An 18295-nucleotide genomic window follows, 5' to 3' on the forward strand; every position below is an offset into this window, starting at 1 on the left:
GCTGGATCGAGGGTGGGTGTCTGTGTGCACGCAGGAGATTCGGCCTCTAGAGGTGGCGAAGCCTCTCGAACAAAGGCTGAGAGGCCGATCAGGGATCCCTACGAAAACGATATACACACATCATCTACACTCATTGTACTCTACGAATCGTGAATTGTCAAGTGCGGCGTCGAAAAACGTGACGCGCTTCACAGAGTATCGCCGAATTCATCTGGATGGATCCCGAATCCCCCCAAATGATCTGGAATCGAGGGGCGTCCCAACGATCTCCAAAGGTGTTCGCCTGGAAGCCGACTACTGCGCAAGCACGGGAGCACACATGGGTAATGCCGTACTCTGCTCTCGTTGACAATCTCATTTTTGCGCCCGACATTGTAGCATAGGCTGTGCACCCCGACAGAGGGTGGTGCCCCTGCACTACAGATGCCACCTGTCCCGGCCGATTCAGGGGATCGGTCCGTGGAAGGATATCCTATGCTTTCTCGCCGGAACGCTCTCTGGCTGACCTGCATCCTCGCCTGCACCGTCCATCTTTCGTTTGCCCATTCGTGGATCACCAGCGTCTCTCCACCCCCGTATTCCGTCGCGGCACTGCCGGATGCGAACATCAGCGTCGTCTTCACACAGGCGATCGACCCCGCATCGCTCGTCGACAGCGCCGTTGTGGTGTGGGGGCACATGTCCGGACTGCACGTACGCTCCCTCTCGTATGATCCCGGCACAATGACCCTGACCATCGATCCCACAACGGATCTGATGGCAGGTGAACGCGTGGATGTGATGCTCACTCCGTGGCTCCGGAACGCGGGAGGTGCACCGATACCCGCATTCCTCTGGACCTTCGAAACCACTGCTGCAAACGGAAGCAGCTCCTTCGACGTCCAGACCTTTGAAGGGCGGACCCCTCAGGGAGCTCACATGCTCCTGCATGATTTCACGCAGGATGGTATCGCGGACATCGAGATCGTGGACCGGCATCAGACCAACCGATGCGTGTCGTTCTACGAGTATCCGGCCATGGGCTCGTGGCAAATGCCTGCTCCACGGGTCTATTCCGACCACCTCCCCCGGTGGCTTGCCGTGGGAGATCTGGACAGGGTCCCTCCTGCGGAGTTCGTATTCGCGAAGGACGACCATGAAGAGCTGACCTCCATCATGACATGGCCCCCGTATGGCTATTGGACCGCGGACCCGATACGCGTCGGGTTCGATGCCTCGCGGGTGCAGATGGAGGATCTCACTGGCGATGGCCTGTCAGATATCATCGTGGCCTACGAGGCCCGCGACACGGTGCGGGTGTTCAAAGGCATCGGCGGCCGGAAGGTCGACTCCGCCTGCGTGGCCATGAGGGTCGCGACACCTTCACGCACGATCGTCATCGATGTGGATCTCGATGGCGATCTGGACCTTGTGATGGTGTCGCGCGGGGAAACGGTGCTGCGCATGTTCAGGAACGATGGCACCGGCGCGTTCACCGGCCCGTCAGACATTTCCGTCGGCGCTGTCACGGACGACGTGGCGGCGGCAGACATGAACCACGACGGGTGGCCCGATCTGGTGTGCGTCAGTGGGACAACGAACACACTCACGGTACTCACCAATCAGAACGGCGCATCGTTCCATGCCGGGCTTTCCTCCCGGACCGGCGGAACGGGGTCCATCGGACTCCTCGTCCATGACTGGAACATCGACGGCGTTCCCGAGGTGAGCGTCATCAACGTCTCTTCCCGCACGGTATCGGTCTTCGTGAACAACGGGAGCGGTTCCCTCACGCGCCAGGCCATCGTCAGCCTCCCTCTCACGCCGGTGGACTGGGCCGTGGTCGACTGGGACCGGGATGGCGATCTGGATATTCTCCTCCTCAACGAGCTGACCACGGAGATGACGTTGCTCAAGAACAGGTCGGGGGCGCCACGGATCGCTGTCGACCGTGATACCTGCGCGTTCGGGGGTGTGGCACCGGGCAGTACGCGGACCTTCGCGCTGAAGGTCAAGAATGTCGGCGGCACCAGCGACCTCGTGGTACAGGCCGGCGCCCCGGCCGATCCGCGGTTCACCGTGAGCCCGTCAGCGCTCCGCATCACACCGGATGACTCCGCGACGGTGAGCATATCGTTCACGCCCACAACGGTTGCGCCGTATGCGTCGTCGCTGATCCTCGCTCACAATGACTCCACACTCGACACACTGACCATCCCGCTGTCCGGCTATGGCCTGGCCGTGCGGCAAGCCCTCCCTCGTACATCCTCTGTCTGGCAGGCAGGAGCTCTCCGCTGCAGTGTCGTATTCGCGGCGCCGATGGATATCGGGTCCTTCACCAACACCACCATCGTCGCGTACGGGACACGCAGTGGCCGCCACATCCTCGCGAGCCTCATGCCGGCACCTGACGGGAGCTCGGTGGTCTTCGATCTTGTAGAAGGCTTCTTCGTGGAAGAGGTGGTCACGGTCACGCTCACGCGGGGACTCCGCCTCGCCTCCGGCGCCGCCATCGTGGAACCGTACTCCTGGAGTGTTCGCCTCCATGCGCCTGGAGGCAGCGGGATCTTCGGCAATGCACAGGTGATCAAGGAACTGACACTCCCGATGGAGATCCACTGCGGCGATCTCAACCGGGATGGGCTCGAAGACCTGAGTATCCGCGGTGGCTACGAACACTCGCTGTCCTATCTGTTCGGCCAGGGTTCGACCTGGGCCCCGGTTGGCGGCCCGGGGTCGGTCGGCGGCGCGTCGATGGGTGATCTTGCCGGAGAGGGAGGGGTTGGCTCGTTGTATGGCGATTGGACAAGCGCGACCTTCGCCTGGCGGTACCAGGACCCGTACACGGGCATGATGCTCGAGAAGTTCGCAAGTCTGGGCGCTCTTCCGGATTTCCCGTCGTCATCCATGGCATGCGATCTGGATGGGAACGGCGCACTGGATGCCTTCTTCTGCATCACGTGGGAAATGCGCCTGACAGGATTTCTCAACGATGGAGCGCTGCACTTCACCCCGATCAACACCTTCGTGGACAATGCCCCGCTACGGGCGGTCCCGGCCGACTTCAATGGCGATGGCCTCACGGATGTGGCGGTGACCACCGGGGGGACGGGTGACGTGAAATTCCTGATGAACTCCGGAGGAGGCATTCTCAAGGAGGTGTCCCGGTATCATGTCGGCCCGACCGCCATGCCGATCGTCATCGCAGACTTCAACCGTGACGGCATGATGGACGTTGCCGCCGCGCCGACGGACGGATATGTCGTTTCGGTGCTGATCAACCGGGGCGACTTCCGCTTTGACCAGTCGCTGCTCGGCGCGGCGGGAAATCCGAGGGATCTCGTCACCGCGGACCTGAACGGGGACGGCTCTTCCGATCTCGCAGCGGTGACACAGGATACGGGATCGCTGACCGTGTGGGAGAATGATGGCAGTGGTGAGTTCACGGAGACCCTGAAGTGGAAGGTAGGTGCGAAGGCATTCGGGATCCAGGCGGTCGATCATGGCCACGATGGGCGGACGGATCTTCTCGTGACCGCCGACGGCTATCTCTTCCTCTTCGAGAACATGGCGCCTGTGCCGGAGATCGCGGTAGATCAGACAATGATCTCTTTCCCGAATCTTCCGCTCGACTCCTCCGCGAGCGCGACGATCACGATCGAGAACACCGGCGGATCAGGTACCCTGCATGTCTCTGCCATGAATGCCGGCGATCCGGTGTATTCCATTGCGACCCCTGCCGGGGCCCCCCCCCGGGGGGGGGGCCCCCGCCCCGGGGGGGGGGGCGCGGGGGGGCAGGCCGGCAAAGGTGACGCCGCCTCCGTATGGATGGGCACGCAGGAGAGGAGACTCCATCTGCGTCGCGTGTGCAGCCCCCCTGCCGCAGGGTGGCGTGCCTCACGGTGCGGCCACGATCAGATCCGTGTATCGGAGCATCGACTCTCTCGCGGTATCCGCCGCACTTCATGCGTCAGGCAACGAAGCAGTGATCAGCGGCCTTCCTGCATTCCAACCGGGAGAAGAGGTGACCGTGACGCTCACGCCACGGTTCCTTCCCGGACGGATCGCCGTTCGCATGGTCGTTCCGCGCAATGTCGGCTCGGGGAACGCCGGCACTTCAGGCCGGTGAAGAACTCCCGTCCGGTGCCGCACCGGGTATCATCTTCACCGATGCCGACGCGGACGGTGATCTTGACCTCATCAGCACGAGCTTCCTCAACCACGAACTCTATGTAATGAAGAACGATGGGAAGGGGGCGTTCAGCATCTTCCAGCGCATCGTCGACATCAAGGATGCCGCGCAGGTCGCAGCTGCCGATCTGGACAGCGATGCCGACATGGACCTGGTGGTGGCACAGACCGGATGGACCGGTGCCGTGACGGTCCTCTTCAACGACGGAACAGGTAGCTATACCGTTGGCCCGCACGGACCCATCGAAGGGTTCCAGGCCCCCCTGTTTACCATCGACGGGACGGCGATGGGGATGTGGATATCCTCTTCGCGGCGAACGGCGTGCTCTCGGCACTGGAGAATGACGGACACGGCACGTTCACACCGGTCAGCATGCCGTGTCTCGTCGGCCCGTTGTCATCCATGGCCGATCTCAATAACGACGGGATGCCGGATCTCTGTTCGACCGATCCCTACACGGGGACCCTCCGCGTGTATTCCCATGAAGGGAATGGATCCTTCCGGCTGCGCCTCACCACGACCCCCGGTATGAACATCCGTCAGGCGGTGCCGGGAGATATGAATGGCGATGGTGCTTGCGACCTCACCGTCGGGGGCACGGGTGCCAATGGCCACGAGGGCGTCACGGTTCTCCGCAATACCGGCGGGTGGACGTTTGCCGCGCACTCCTTCGTTGAAGTGTCCAGTCATCCGTATGGCCATGCACTCGCGGACCTCGATGGTGACGGTGACCTCGACCTGATCAGTGCGAACACGATCGATGGGACCATGAACACCGCACTGAATGATGGCAGCGGCGTGGTCACGGTGCACCAGCATCTCCCGGTGGCGACGGAGCCTACGGATGCCTATGCTGTGGATATCGACAGCGACGGTGATCTCGATGTCGTGATCCGTGCGTACGTTGGCGGGGTCCGGTTGTTCCGCAACACGATGATCACATCTGCAGACGGCGGTCGGTCGGTGGTTCCCGCGGAATTCGGACTGCTGCCGAATTATCCGAACCCGTTCAATCCGTCCACGATGATCACGTTCGCGCTTCCCGCGGCGAGCCGCGTTCGTCTGGAGGTCTACAATACGATCGGACAGCGTGTTGAGGTCCTGAAGGATGGGATCATGGACGCCGGCACCCATCAGGTGCGTTGGTGGGAGTCGCATGCCCCTGCAGGGATCTACTGGTGCCGGATGCGGGCGGAGACGACCGGGAGCGCGCACGAGCGGTTTGAACGGACGATGAAGATGGTGTTGATCCATTGAGGGGATGGCACGCGTGGGCTGTTTGAAATGTGGGGTGCTTTCGGTATCATGAGGAGCACATCAGATCCGCTCGATCCGGTGGCGGGTGCCATGAGGGTCGCGCGGCAACGGGCGTCGATCGTGTTCCGAAAGACCGGAACGTGGTCGCGTGGAGCATGAAAAGGAACTCTCATGATGACCGGCCTTCACCCCCGGCGGATCTCCCGTCCGGCACTGGCACTCCTCCTTCCGGCCACGGTACAACTTCTCATCCATCTTTTCTTTGCCACAGGGTACGGACTCGGCGGCGACGAGCTGTATGCGATCGCGTGCAGCAACACTCCTGCCGCCGGTTATGTGGACCTCGCGCCTGCGCCGGTCCTCCTTCTTGCGCTCCAACGAACGATCGGCGGGGATGCGCTCATCGCGATCCGTTTCGTTCCTGCCGTGATCGCTGCCGTGGCCGTGTACTTCACCGGACTGATCGCGCGCAGGATGGGGGCCGGAGCCTATGGACAATTCCTTGCGGCCCTGTGCGCGCTCATCGCCCCGGCCCTTCTCGTCGCCGGACACGTTGCCACGCCGTTCGGTTTCGCCGTTCTGTGGTGGACGATAGGGACCTATGTTGTGGTCCGCTTACTGCAAGAGAACACGCGGCTCTGGGTGGATCCTGCTCGGCCTCGTGAGCGGGGCCGGGCTCCTCTGCAGCTTCAGCATGGCATTCTTCGTCGTGGCGGCATTCCTTGCGGTCGCCCTTACGCCGCTCCGCAAGCAGCTTCTCACGATCTGGCCCTGGGCCGGTGCCGCCACTGCGGTGGTGATGATGATCCCGTGGGCGCTCTGGCAGTCGGCGCATGCGTGGCCGACCATCGAGTGGATGAGCGTGGCCTACGGCCGCCATGCATCGGCAATGCCCATCCTGGATGTCCTCATCGATCAGGTGAAGCTCCTTCATCCGCTGACCATCGTGGTCTGGCTGCCAGGCCTCGGCGCACTCTGCTTCGCCCGGCCCTTCCGTCCATGGAGAGCCATCGGCTGGATGTACATTGCCACGCCATCCTCATGATCGCCGTGGCAATGGAGCCGCACTATCTTGTGCCGGCGGCCGCCGGACTGTTCGCCGCGGGTGCGGTGCTTGTTGAGAAGGTCCTTGCGCGGTCCTGGATGCGCGTGACAACGGTGGTGGTACTGGTGCTGGCGGGCGTTGCCACGCTCCCGATGGGCCTTCCGGTGCTCCCCGCGCGCACGTTCATCGACTACGAGAAGATGAGCGGATTCCGGATGACGATGGGGAACGCCGAATGCACCGACCGTCTGCCGGGGTACTACGGCACGATGTTCGGACGCAAAGAGCTCGCCACCGTGATGAATGCGGTGTTCACCACCATGCCTCCCGAAGAGCGGGGGCGGTACGGCATCTTCTGTGAAACGGCAGTGCAGGCAGCCTCACTGGACTTCTACGGGAAGGACTATAACCTCCCCGCTGCGGTGTCCGGCGACAGGCAGTACTGGTACCGCGGCCCCGGAGGGTACACCGGCGATCGGCTCGTTGTGGTGGGGGTGAACGAAGAAGATCTGCGCACGCTGTTCGGTGAGGTCCATCTCCGCATGCGGTTCCGTGACGAATACCTGCATCCGGGGAACGGCATGACGCCGGTCTGGCTTGTGGGGCGCCCCGCGCAACCGCTGGAGAAAGCCTGGACCCAGTTGTGGACGATACGGTAGCGGAAGGGATGGAGGAGGAATATGGAGAGTGGACCTGGAGCAGAAATGAACAGTTGTCTCCACAAGCATAAGGCATTGGTCAGGTCGCTATGACCATCACACGACACCGTCTGTCGCTGCTTGCCCTCCTCTGTGGCATCGCCGTGTGCGCGCCGCTGCGTTCGTCTGGCCAGACGCACGCCGACAGTGGACGCGCACAGTTCTTCCAGTTGCAGTATGCTGATGCCCTGGCGTCATTCGAACGTGCGGTGAGCAAGGATCCGTCGGACATAGAAGCCCGCTCGTGGTGCGCAGAGACACTCCGTCGCCTGGGAAGACCCGCGGATGCACTCCGGACGGCACGCGAGGCCATTCGCATGGGAGGTTGTTCCTCCCTCGCACATTGCGTGATCGCGCAGGCTGGCGCCGTCGACGAGGACACTGTCCGTGTGCATGCACGCGCAGCCATTGCCTGCGATCCCTCCGACCCGAATCCGTGGTTGATGCTCTGCGGCGAGGGGATGAAACGGAACGATCCCGTCCTGCACGACAGCGCCATCACCATGATGCGCACGACGGGGTTCTTTACGCCTGCAGCCCTTGCGTGGGGGCGCGCTGAACTGCGCACGCTGCCACCGGATGCGGTGCTCATCACTGCCGGCGACATGGACACGTATCCGGCCCTGGCCGTACAGATCACTGAAGGCTTCCGTACGGATGTGACGGTGATAGAACAAGAACACGCGGGCATCGATTGGGCTCAACGGTTCTACGGCCAGCAGAAGCATCTGAGCTTTCCCCGCGCGGAGGCCGCGTTGTCTGGAGGAAATGACACGGCCACTTCACGGCCGGCCCTGCCGGGATCTGCTGAACGGGCTTTCCACGCGCTGCTTGAAGCCCGCAGGCAGAGGGAGTTCTCGCGCCCCATCGCCCTTGCACTGACGCTGGATCCGCAGTTCCTTGCGTCCGAGAGAGAAGAATTCCGGTTGAACGGTACCTACCTCCTTCATGTGCCGGGCGCGCATGCCGCACCGCCTGACACTGCGGCTCTCCGCGCCTGCCTCGATGCGATCGTGCCGGAAGAGTTCGGGGATCATGGACAGGTGCACGGGACCGGAGCCCTGTCAGGCGATTCTACTCCGACGGACTTGCCGGGATCATTGCCGAATTGTACGGGACGTACGCCGGTGAACTCGCAAAGGCCGGACGGATCGCAGAGGCGAACGAGGTGCGCCGCAGGGCAGAGGCCTATATCCGTGTGACGACCGCGCCCAAACGTTAAAGGAGAGGCTCCTATGCTTACCGACCCCCGGGTCTTTCCGGACGACAGCATCATCGCGCAAGCCCTCGGGAAGACCCACACCTTGTGGCGGACATTCTTTCAGGAACTGCATGCGGCCCATCCGGCCCTCGAAGCCGAATGGCGGTACTACAACGACGGCAAGCGATGGCTCATGAAGATCACGCACAAGAAGAAGACCGTGGTCTGGCTGGGCATCCAGGACGGACACTTCCGCATCACCGCATATCTCACCGAGAAGGTCCGCGCCGCGGTCGAGGCGAGCGATCTCTCCGACGACTGCAAGGAGCAATTCGCACACAGCAAGCGCTACGGAAAACTGATCGCCGTGTCCGTGCCGTTCAAAAAGAAGGGGGCTGTGAAGGAAGGACTGGCGCTCGTGGGCCTGAAGCTGTCTCTGAAGTAGAGCCAGGTGCTCGACTCAGGGAGTGTGGCCCGGGGTGGTGCCCCGGGCCCATGCTCTCAACCTCCCGTTCTATCTTCCCGCTTACTTCTATCCCCTACCCCCTACCTTCCACTTTCTGTCTTCTTTATCCTACCTCCTTACCTTCAACCCTCTTCCCTCTCTCCTCTCTCTTATTGCTCTAGTTTCCTCTAGAATTCGATCTTCACCCCTCCCACCGGAAAGAATCCGATCTGGTTCACGTTCATCAATTCATGCGTCTTCTCATTCCAGACGGTCATGAAGAGGTTCTCTCGGGCGTACACATTCTGGATCTCGAAGTAGGTCACCAGATTCCAGCCTTCGAAATGCGCACGGTAGTCCATGCGGATGTCCAGCCGGTGGTAGTCGGGCCGGCGGACGGTATTGGCGCGCGTAAAATCATAGACGCTGCGGTTGTACCGTTGCGACGCGGCCTCGTTGAGCGGCGTGTACGGCCGTCCGGTGGCGTAGGTGAACCGCGTGGAGAATTCCCAGGCGCTGTTCAGCCGGTAGCCGCCGGTGACGGACACGAGGTGCGGCACGTCGAAGACCCCGACGCGACTGACGCCATCCAGCGCCGTGTACTTCGCCCGGGAGTATGAGTAGCTGATCTGCCCGTAGAACTGCTCGGTGAGCTTCTTCTGCAGGTACAGTTCGATGCCGCGCGTTTCGCCGGTCCCCTGGCTTGTAAGAGGGAAGAGGAATCCGGCGATGGTGTACTGGTCCCCGGCGTTCGCCAGGGTGATCGCCGGATGCTCGACGCTCACCGGGTAGTCCTTGTACTTCTTGACGTACGCCTCGACCGAGAACTTCAGGTCTTCCGCAGGATAGAGTGCGATGCCGGCCATGTAGTGATCGGCGCGGATCGGAGCGAGCGACCGGTTGGAGGGGATGGACAGGACGAAGACAAGTGGCGCCGTCTGGTAGTAGACACCCGTGGCCGCATGGAGTTCCACCGTGGAAGAGACATCAAATTTGAGTCCGATCCGGGGCGACCACCGCTGCGCATCCCCCTCCGTACCGAAGTCGTCGTACCGCATGCCTGCGGTGATGGACAGTGCCTCGACAGGTGTGACGGTCCACTGCAGATACGCCGAGGGTTGGGTGAGATGATGGGTCTCGTTGATGTTCAATGTATCAACACGCTTGTCGGCCGGGTCCCATGCGTTCGGCATACCGAACGGCTGGCTGACGAACAGCTTGCTCTCCACGAACTTTCCTGCGACGCCTGCCGTGAGCTGTCCGAATTTGCCTGTGTTGAGGACGGCATCATACTTCACGGTGGTCTGACGGTCGCGGGAGCGGTTCGCGAACACTTCCGCCATGTTGAGGTCGTGGTCGTAGGCGTCCTGGTCGTAGCCTTCGAGCGCATCCGAGATTCCCAGTGTGCCGTATCCTGCGTTGCCCCAGAGCCACTGCCAGTTGATGCCGGAGATCGTGCGCCAGCCGCCGCTGTTCACTTCCAGCGATGATGGTTCCTTCGTTTCGGCGGGATCGTATTTGAAGTCGATCTGATCGATGCCGCCGAGGCTGATGAACCAGAGCTTGTGCGCAACTGCGATGTCGTAGGTGGCCTTCGCCTGGTAGTTGCTGTATTTCGGGATCGCGGTGAGTCCGTAGTTGCCGGCGAGGAGATCGAGGTAGCTGCGCCGTGCCGCGATCATCCACGACCCGCGCGCGCCGATGCCGCCTTCCATGATGAGTCCGGCGCCGGAGAAGCCGAGGTCGAACATCCCGCTGAGGTTCCCGCGGTTCCCTTCACGGAGTCCGACGTTGAGGACCGACGAGAGGCGGTTGGCATACATCGCCGGGAAGCCGCCGGCGAGGAACGATGCTTCGCGCACGAACTCGGTGTTCAGCATGCTGATCGGTCCGCCCGTTGCGCCCTGCGCGCCGAAGTGGCTGAGGTTCGGGATCTCCACGTTGTCCACGATGGTGAGGTTCTCGGCCGGGCTGCCGCCGCGCACCACGAGGTCGTTGCGCTGGTCGCTGGTCGGCACGATGCCGGGCATGCCCGACATCACGCGGCTGATATCGCCGATGGCGCCGGGGGCGCGGCGGATCTCTTCATACGACATCGCGTAGCGGTTCACGACGATCTCGCGCGGGCGCGTGAAGAGGGAACCGGTAACGGTGACGTCGTCCGTGAGTTCGATCGGTTCCTCATCGAGTGCGATGGCGAGTTGCATCGGATGGCCGGTGCTGATCACGACGTCGGTGGAGGTTACCGGGCGGAAGCCGACGCAGGAGACGCGCGTGGTGTACGTGCCCACGGGGATCCCGTCGAGGGAGAAGTGGCCCGCGGTGTCGGTGCTTGCGCCGAGTTTCGTGCCGAGGAGTGTGATCACGGCACCGGGGACCGGTTGTCGTGTTGCGGAGGCGACGACGGTGCCGGTGAGTCGCCCGCTCTTGTCCGGCTCCTTTGCGAAGGAGACGGGGAGCGGGAGGAGGGCAGTGATGATGGCCGCCGCAAGGAGTACGCGGATGGTCAAAGTCATGGCTTCACCTTGTTGCGAGTATGAACGATACATGTTTTATGAACACTGTTCAGTGAGTGGGCAAAAAAATCATGGTCAAGGCTTGAGGGATTCCATGAGATACGTGAGGACAGGATCCACCATTCTTGTGACAAGTTCCTTATCCACCATGGGGATCCGTTGCCTGATGATGAGTGAAGCGAGTCCATGGACCGTGGACCAGATACCCATGGCGATGACATCCGGGTGGTTCGGCTTGATGCGCCCCGCGGCTATGCATTCTTCGACGATCGTGCGGAGGACCTGATATGTCCTGATGCTCACGCTCCAGTCGTATTTCTCTTTGTTCTGGATGCGGGGCACGGGGATGAGGAACATCAGATCGTACTTCTGCTGATTCTTGAGCGCGAAGTCGACGTACACCCGGCCGAGTGCCTGCAGCCGATCGAGGGGATCGGGGATGTTGGCGACGGTCATCTCGGCATCCAGGAAAGCGCTGAAAGCATCGAGGTGCGCTTCGTAGAGGATATCGTCCTTGTCTTCGAAGTACAGATAGATGGTGCCCGGGCTGTATTCGATACGGTCGGCGATACGGCGGATGGAGACCTGATCGATGCCTTCCTCGACGAGGATCTGCGTTGCTGTCTCGACGATCAGCTTCCGCATCTCCTGTCTGTCTCTATCACGCCGGTCTGATGTGCCCATATCCTGAACGATGTTTAGTTAGTGAACATAGTATACTACAGGGCAGATCGAAAGTCAAGTGGAGGGGAGTTTTTTTTTGGACAGGGTGGTGCATGCACCGCCCCTACAAAAGCTGGTTCGTTCACATCTGTTCGGGGCTATGCAGTACGCGGCTTGATGAAACTTGACATGAGTTCAGACGTATAGTATATTGACTGACCATTCAGTCAATACAAAGAGAAACATGTCGCCGAGAGCACCCGAAAGATCTGCTGAGCTTCGTGAACGAAGCCGCGCCGCGATCCTTGCAGCCGCAACCGACCTTTTTGCACGCAAGGGGTACGATGCCACCACCACGGAAGAGATCGCCGCCAAAGCCGGGATCTCCAAAGGGCTGATCTATCATCACTTCAAGAATAAGGAAGCGGTCCTCGAAGGGCTTCTGGATCACATCATGGCGCTGACGCTGGACATCCCGGCGTTGCGCTCGGGATCCCTCGAAGAACGGCGCGCGGCACTGGTCGGCTTCATTCATTCCTGGTTCCAGAACATCCGGACGAACCCCGCACTCGTGAAGCTCGGCATCCAGTTCCACAACGACCCATCGATGGTCCGCATCGCCCGCCGTAAACAGGCCGCGATGCTCGAGCAGTATCTTGCCACATTCTCGACACTCTTCCGGGACCTCGGCTCCGCCGACCCGGACGCGGAAACCTTCATGCTCGGCGCGCTGATGGACGGGATCGGATTGAACTACCATGCCATGCCCGATGCCGTGCCGCTGGACCGGATCGAGAAACTCCTCGTTCATTATTATCACGGCTTCCGATCATGAACCACCCACACGATCACACCGTTCTCAGAGCCCTGTTCCTCGCGGGTCTCGTTGCCACCGCGCCCGCACTCCACGCGCAGACGGCGAAGGAGATCGTGGCCCGGTCCAATGACCTCATGCGCGGGTCGAGCTCCTATGCGGAAGTAACGATGACGATCGTGAAGCCGGAATGGTCTCGCACCGTGGCCATGAAGATCTGGTCTGTGGAACCGGACTATGCAATGGTGTATGTGACCGCACCGGCGCGCGACAAGGGGTCGGTCACCCTCAAGCGGAAGAACGAAGTGTGGAACTGGCTGCCGTCCGTGCAGCGCGTGATCAAACTCCCGCCGTCCATGATGCTGCAGTCGTGGATGGGCTCCGACTTCACCAACGACGATCTAGTCCGGCAATCCTCGATCATCGACGACTACACCCACACGCTCCTGGGGGAAGAGACCATCGAAGGGCGGACAAGCTGGAAGGTGTCACTGGTTCCTCGCGCCGACGCCGGGGTCGTGTGGGGGAAAGTGATCATGTGGATCTCGAAGGTGGACTACCTGCAGCTCCGGACGGACTTCTATGACGAGGACGGCGAGCAGGTGCGGACGTTCACCGGCAGCATGATCCGGAAGTTCGGCGACCGCACCCTGCCGGCACATTTCGAGATGGTCCCGGTCCATGAGCCGGGGAAGAAGACCGTGCTGCACTACAACGAGCTCCGGTTCGACAAAGGCTATGAGCCGTCGTTCTTCTCGGAGCAGAACATGAAACGGGTACGCTGACCATGGCTCCCGCCGTCACAACGGCCGCCACGCGCGGACTTCTGTTCCGTCTTGCCTGGCGCAATCTCTGGCGCAACCCGCGGCGCACGCTCATCGCCTGCGCATCGATCTTCTTCGCGGTGTTCCTGTCCGTGCTCATCTCCTCCACGCAGGTCGGACAGAACCAACTGCTGATCGACACTATGGTAGGGTTCTCCACCGGCCACGTGCAGGTGCACGGCGCGGGCTACTGGGAGAAACGGTCGCTGGACCAGAGCATGCCGGCGGACAGCACCCTGCTCTCTGGCATCGCAGCCCTGCCGGGTGTCGACCATGTCGTGCCGCGGCTCGAGACCGTCGCGCTCATCGCGCACGGGAACGTCACCAAAGTGGTCCCGGTCTTCGGCGTCGAGCCGTTGCGCGAGGACGGCATGACGGGATTCGGCAAGCGGCTGGAACGGGGGACGGCGCTGGCGGCGTGGACAGACGGCGCGCTGGTGGGTGCCGGGCTTGCGCGTATGCTGGGCGCGAACGTCGGCGATACGCTGGTCCTGTACGGACAGGGGTATCAGGGCGTGACGGCGGCCGGTCTCATCCGTGTTGCCGGCATCCTGGCGTATCCTATTCCCGATATGAACAACAACGCGTTCTTCCTCACGCTCACGGAAGCGCAGCGAACGTTCGCCGCCGAAGGACGGGTAACATCGATCGCCGTTATGCTGGCCGATCAGGAGACAAGCGATGCTGCCGCCGCGGCCATTCGTGCGGCCGTGGGGAGCGGACGCGAGGTGATGACGTGGCGCGCGCTGATGCCCGAGCTCGTTCAGGCGATCAATGCGAACAACGGCGGCACGGTGATCATGCTGCTGATCCTGTACATCGTGATCGGGTTCGGGATATTCAGCACGGTGGTGATGATGACCACCGAGCGCAGGAAAGAGTTCCGGATGGTGATCGCGCTGGGCATGCGGCGCGGACGGCTGGCGTTGGTCACGGTGATCGAGGCTGTCCTCATCGCGCTCACGGGCGCCATGGCGGGCATCATCGGTTCGATCCCCGTGATCCTCTGGCTCCATGCGCATCCGGTCGTCCTCGGCGGAGAATATGAGAAAGTGATGCTCGCGTATGGCATGGAGCCGATCCTGCCATTCAGTGCGGATCCGCTGGTGTTCTGGTCGCAGGCGCTCATCGTCGGCACCCTGGGCATACTCAGCGCATTGTACCCGGTCGTCATCGTGTCGCGAATGACCACCTCGACGAAGTAATCATTCAGCATGCGGTTCAGATATCAGCTATCAGAAATCAGCCCTCTTCATTTCGTGACAAACAACGTCCTTACATGCTGATCGCCCTTGCCTGGAAGAATATCTGGCGTTCGAAACGCCGCAGCGCCATCATGATCGCTGCCATTGCCACCGGACTCTGGGGCGGTCTCTTTGCCGCCGGCATCTTCACGGGCATGTACGATTCCATCGTCAGCACGTCCATCGACCGCGACCTCGCGCATCTGCAGGTGCATGCCCCCGGTTTTACGGAGGAACGGCTGCTGTCGATGGCCCTGCCGGGCGCGGACAGCATCGAACACACGGCACGTGCGATCGCAGGGGTGACCGGCGTCTCGCCGCGCACACTGGTCGACGGCATGGCATCGTCCACCGTAACGGCCAGCGGCGTGCGCATCGTTGGGCTGGAACCCGCGAAAGAACGCGCGGCGACGGCCATCGCACGCCGGATCACGGAAGGATCATTCTTCGAGGGTTCGGAACGACTCCCCGTGCTCGTCGGCAAGAAACTGAAGGAAAAGCTCGGCCTGCGCCTGAAGGGGAAATTGGTCCTGAGTTTCCAGCGGCCCGACGGCACCATCATGTACAGTGCATTCCGCGTCGCCGGGATCTTCAATACGGAGTCCACCCCGTTCGACGGTACCACGGTCATGGTGCGCAGCTCCGATCTCGCGGAGCTCCTCGGTGCACACCCTGTGCACGAGATCGCGATCCGTCTCGCCACCAACGACAGCCTCGGTTCCGTGCAGCAGCAGCTCGCCGCGGCCTGGCCGGCGGCACGAGTGGAGAGCTGGAAGGATCTTGCCCCCGAACTGAAGCTTTCCGCCGAAAGCGCGGATGTCACCGCCGCGGTCTTCCTCGGCATCATCCTGCTCGCATTGCTCTTCGGCGTGACGAACACGATGCTCATGTCGGTGCTGGACCGCGTGCGCGAGTTCGGGATGCTGATGGCCGTGGGGATGAAACGCCGCCGGCTCTTCAGCATGATCATGCTCGAGACCCTCTTTCTCTCCCTGACGGGAAGCCTCGCCGGGACGGTGCTCGGCGCACTGACGCTGGCATGGGCGGGATCCGCCGGGATCGATCTCGCCTGGTTCTCCGAGGGACTCACGATGTACGGGATGAGCGCGATGCTCTACCCCGCCGTGCACGCGGTGCTCTATCCGACGCTCGGCGCGATGGTCATGGCGTCGTCGTTCCTTGCGGCACTCTATCCCGCGATCAAGGCCGTCCGGCTCGTGCCGTCGGCCGCTCTTTCAACGTTCGGATGATCTCCATGGCACTCATGACGGTCGACTCCATCATCAGGATCTATGACCACAGCGCGGTACCGGTGCGGGCGCTGGACGGCGTGAGCTTCGGCGTGGAACGGGGCGAATTCACCGCCATCGTCGGGCCGTCCGGTTCGGGGAAGACCACACTGCTGAACATGATCGGCGGGCTGGACCATCCCACCGAAGGCAGCGTCACGATCGACGGCGTGAACATCACCGGCATGGGGACCGATGCGCTGATCGATTTCCGTCTGCGGCACATCGGGTTCGTCTTCCAGGCGTACAATCTCATACCCGTACTGACCGCCGCCGAGAACGTGGAATTCATCATGCTGCTGCAGGGTGTCCCGAAGGCCGAGCGCGGTACGCGGACGATGGAACTCCTGGCATCGGTCGGACTTGCGGACCGTGCGGACGCGCGTCCCTCGGAACTCTCCGGCGGGCAGCAGCAGCGTGTTGCCGTGGCGCGCGCCCTGGCGTCGCATCCGTCGTTCGTGCTTGCCGACGAACCCACGGCGAATCTCGATGGAAGGTCGGCCGTCGCTTTGCTCGAGCTCATGGAGCATCTCAATGAGGAGCACGGCATGACGTTCATCTTCTCCACCCACGACCCACGCGTCATCCAGCGCGCGCACCGGGTGATCACGCTCGAGGACGGCCGCATTGCATCCGATGTGCCCGGTGCGGGGGCGCACGCATGAGACACGGGTCCGGAGTCCTTCCTGTGCTGATCGTGCTCATGCCAGCTGCAGGGGTACGCCCATGAACGGCCGGAACCCTTCTTGTCCTATCGCGCTCGGCCAGCCGCAGGGACGCCCATGAGCACGGCGGAACTTATTGTCCTGATGGTACTCATGCCAGCTGCAGGGGTACGCCCATGAGACACGTGACTGGAACCCTTCTTGTCCTGATCGCGCTCGTACCAGCCGTCCGCGCGCAACAGGAGAGCTATGAGATCGGCGGGTACGTGAAGTATCTCTTCAGCGGCAGCACTTCGCCGTCTGCCGATGTGCGGTACGATCATCTCGTGCACGGACGCTTCAACGCCCGATGGTATCCCACGGAGAGCGTCAGTGCAGTGATGGAGTTGCGTGCGCGTGCATTTCAAGGCGGCACGGTACGATCCACTCCGGACTTTGCCGGCACCCTGGGGCAGGACCGTGGCTTTGGAAGGTTGGGGGGCGTGCTCTGGAGTGCTTCGTCCTCTGCGGGGTATGCTGAGATGGACCGCATGTATATCAATGCCGTGGCGGGGAAGTGGCAGTTCACCGTGGGGCGGCAACGCATCGCATGGGGCACGAACCTGGTGTGGAATCCGATCGACCTTTTCAATCCCCAGTCGGTGCTCGACTTCGACTACGAAGAGAGGCCGCCGGTGGATGCGGTGCGCGTGCAGTACTACACCGGCGAAGTGTCGAAGCTCGAAGTGGCGGTGACGCCCGGATGGCATGGGGGTCACACGAAGGCCGGGTTCCAGTGGACCTTCAACAGGTGGGACTATGACGTCCACATTCTGGCGGGTCTTCGTGACCACGGCGCGTATGGAGGGCTGGCGTGGGCAGGCGACATCGGCGGCGGCGGCTTCCGCGGAGAGGCCCTGGTCTCGAGTTTCGATGATGGGCAGATGGCACAGGATGATGTCATACTTCCCGGGACCCCGTCACCGGTCAGATATACAGGCGCCGGCACCATGGTCTCCGTGGCGCTTTCGGGCGACTACACATTTCAGAACTCGTTCTACATCCATACCGAGGTGCTGTATAATAGTGAAGGCGCGGAGGAGAAGACGTTGTTGAACACCGGCCACGCCTCGCGCATCGGGCTGCTTTCGCCTGCCCGATGGTCCGTGTTTCAGGAATTCAGTTACGACATCACTCCGCTCGTCCGCGGCGGACTCTTCGCCATCTACAACCCATCCGATCGCTCATCGGTCATTTTTCCTTCCGCAACATGGTCCGTTGTCACCGACCTCGATCTGGCGCTTTTTGCGATGTTCTTTTCCGGAGGCCCCGGAACGGAATACGGAGAGGGGGGCACGGCTGTGTTTGTACGGTTGCAGTGGTCGTACTGATGGGATACGGCGTTGCAAGCACCGCCGCTACCGATACGCTGTTCGGTGCGACGAATCCTGTGCGTTATCTCCCGCCTGAAACCCCGTCCCCCT

General features: G+C 62.0%; 13 protein-coding genes. 11 read left to right on the forward strand and 2 right to left on the reverse strand.

The window, feature by feature from the left end:
* Window positions 1-474: 474 nt before the first annotated feature.
* From IPI01_15830 to IPI01_15850, 5 genes are all read left to right on the forward strand, one after another.
* Window positions 475-4215: a VCBS repeat-containing protein gene (locus IPI01_15830; protein ID MBK7259239.1), complete on the forward strand. Its 3741-nt coding sequence runs from the start codon at window positions 475-477 to the stop codon at window positions 4213-4215.
* A gap of 484 nt (window positions 4216-4699) precedes the next feature.
* Window positions 4700-5428 (forward strand): T9SS type A sorting domain-containing protein, encoded by a 729-nt coding sequence (locus IPI01_15835; GenBank protein MBK7259240.1) that lies wholly within the window; start codon window positions 4700-4702, stop codon window positions 5426-5428.
* Window positions 5429-5599: 171 nt separating this feature from the next.
* Window positions 5600-7132: a glycosyltransferase family 39 protein gene (locus IPI01_15840; GenBank protein MBK7259241.1), complete on the forward strand. Its 1533-nt coding sequence runs from the start codon at window positions 5600-5602 to the stop codon at window positions 7130-7132.
* 89 nt (window positions 7133-7221) lie between these two features.
* Window positions 7222-8373 carry a tetratricopeptide repeat protein gene (locus IPI01_15845; protein MBK7259242.1) on the forward strand — a complete coding sequence of 384 codons (1152 nt, stop codon included), beginning with the start codon at window positions 7222-7224 and terminating at the stop codon, window positions 8371-8373.
* A 33-nt stretch (window positions 8374-8406) separates the two neighbouring features.
* Window positions 8407-8817, forward strand: a complete 411-nt coding sequence (locus IPI01_15850; GenBank protein ID MBK7259243.1) for a DUF3788 family protein — start codon at window positions 8407-8409, stop codon at window positions 8815-8817.
* A gap of 188 nt (window positions 8818-9005) precedes the next feature.
* Here IPI01_15850 and IPI01_15855 read toward each other — a convergent pair whose 3' ends face one another.
* Entirely contained in the window at window positions 9006-11333 is a 2328-nt protein-coding gene (locus IPI01_15855; protein MBK7259244.1) for a carboxypeptidase-like regulatory domain-containing protein, read from the reverse strand.
* Between the two features lie 75 nt (window positions 11334-11408).
* On the reverse strand, window positions 11409-11978 hold the full coding sequence (locus tag IPI01_15860) for a TetR/AcrR family transcriptional regulator (protein ID MBK7259245.1): 570 nt from the start codon (window positions 11976-11978) through the stop codon (window positions 11409-11411).
* A gap of 262 nt (window positions 11979-12240) precedes the next feature.
* Between IPI01_15860 and IPI01_15865 the strand changes: the two genes are divergently transcribed.
* The 6 genes from IPI01_15865 to IPI01_15890 all read left to right on the forward strand — a co-directional run bounded on the left by IPI01_15865 (window position 12241) and on the right by IPI01_15890 (window position 18202).
* Window positions 12241-12831 carry a TetR/AcrR family transcriptional regulator gene (locus IPI01_15865; protein MBK7259246.1) on the forward strand — a complete coding sequence of 197 codons (591 nt, stop codon included), beginning with the start codon at window positions 12241-12243 and terminating at the stop codon, window positions 12829-12831.
* Window positions 12828-13595 (forward strand): outer membrane lipoprotein-sorting protein, encoded by a 768-nt coding sequence (locus IPI01_15870; GenBank protein MBK7259247.1) that lies wholly within the window; start codon window positions 12828-12830, stop codon window positions 13593-13595. The genes IPI01_15865 and IPI01_15870 overlap by 4 nt, the downstream gene beginning before the upstream one ends.
* Before the next feature lie 2 nt (window positions 13596-13597).
* Window positions 13598-14839: an ABC transporter permease gene (locus tag IPI01_15875; GenBank protein ID MBK7259248.1), complete on the forward strand. Its 1242-nt coding sequence runs from the start codon at window positions 13598-13600 to the stop codon at window positions 14837-14839.
* 74 nt (window positions 14840-14913) lie between these two features.
* Window positions 14914-16128, forward strand: coding sequence for an ABC transporter permease (locus tag IPI01_15880; GenBank protein ID MBK7259249.1), 1215 nt, complete (start codon window positions 14914-14916; stop codon window positions 16126-16128).
* Between the two features lie 5 nt (window positions 16129-16133).
* Window positions 16134-16832, forward strand: coding sequence for an ABC transporter ATP-binding protein (locus IPI01_15885; protein MBK7259250.1), 699 nt, complete (start codon window positions 16134-16136; stop codon window positions 16830-16832).
* Window positions 16833-17008: 176 nt separating this feature from the next.
* Complete coding sequence (locus IPI01_15890; GenBank protein MBK7259251.1) at window positions 17009-18202, forward strand: hypothetical protein; 1194 nt, start codon at window positions 17009-17011, stop codon at window positions 18200-18202.
* The last annotated feature ends 93 nt before the right edge of the window (window positions 18203-18295 follow it).

The sequence above is a fragment of the Ignavibacteriota bacterium genome, from assembly GCA_016707525.1.
GTDB lineage: Bacteria > Bacteroidota > Ignavibacteria > UBA10030 > UBA6906 > JAGDMK01.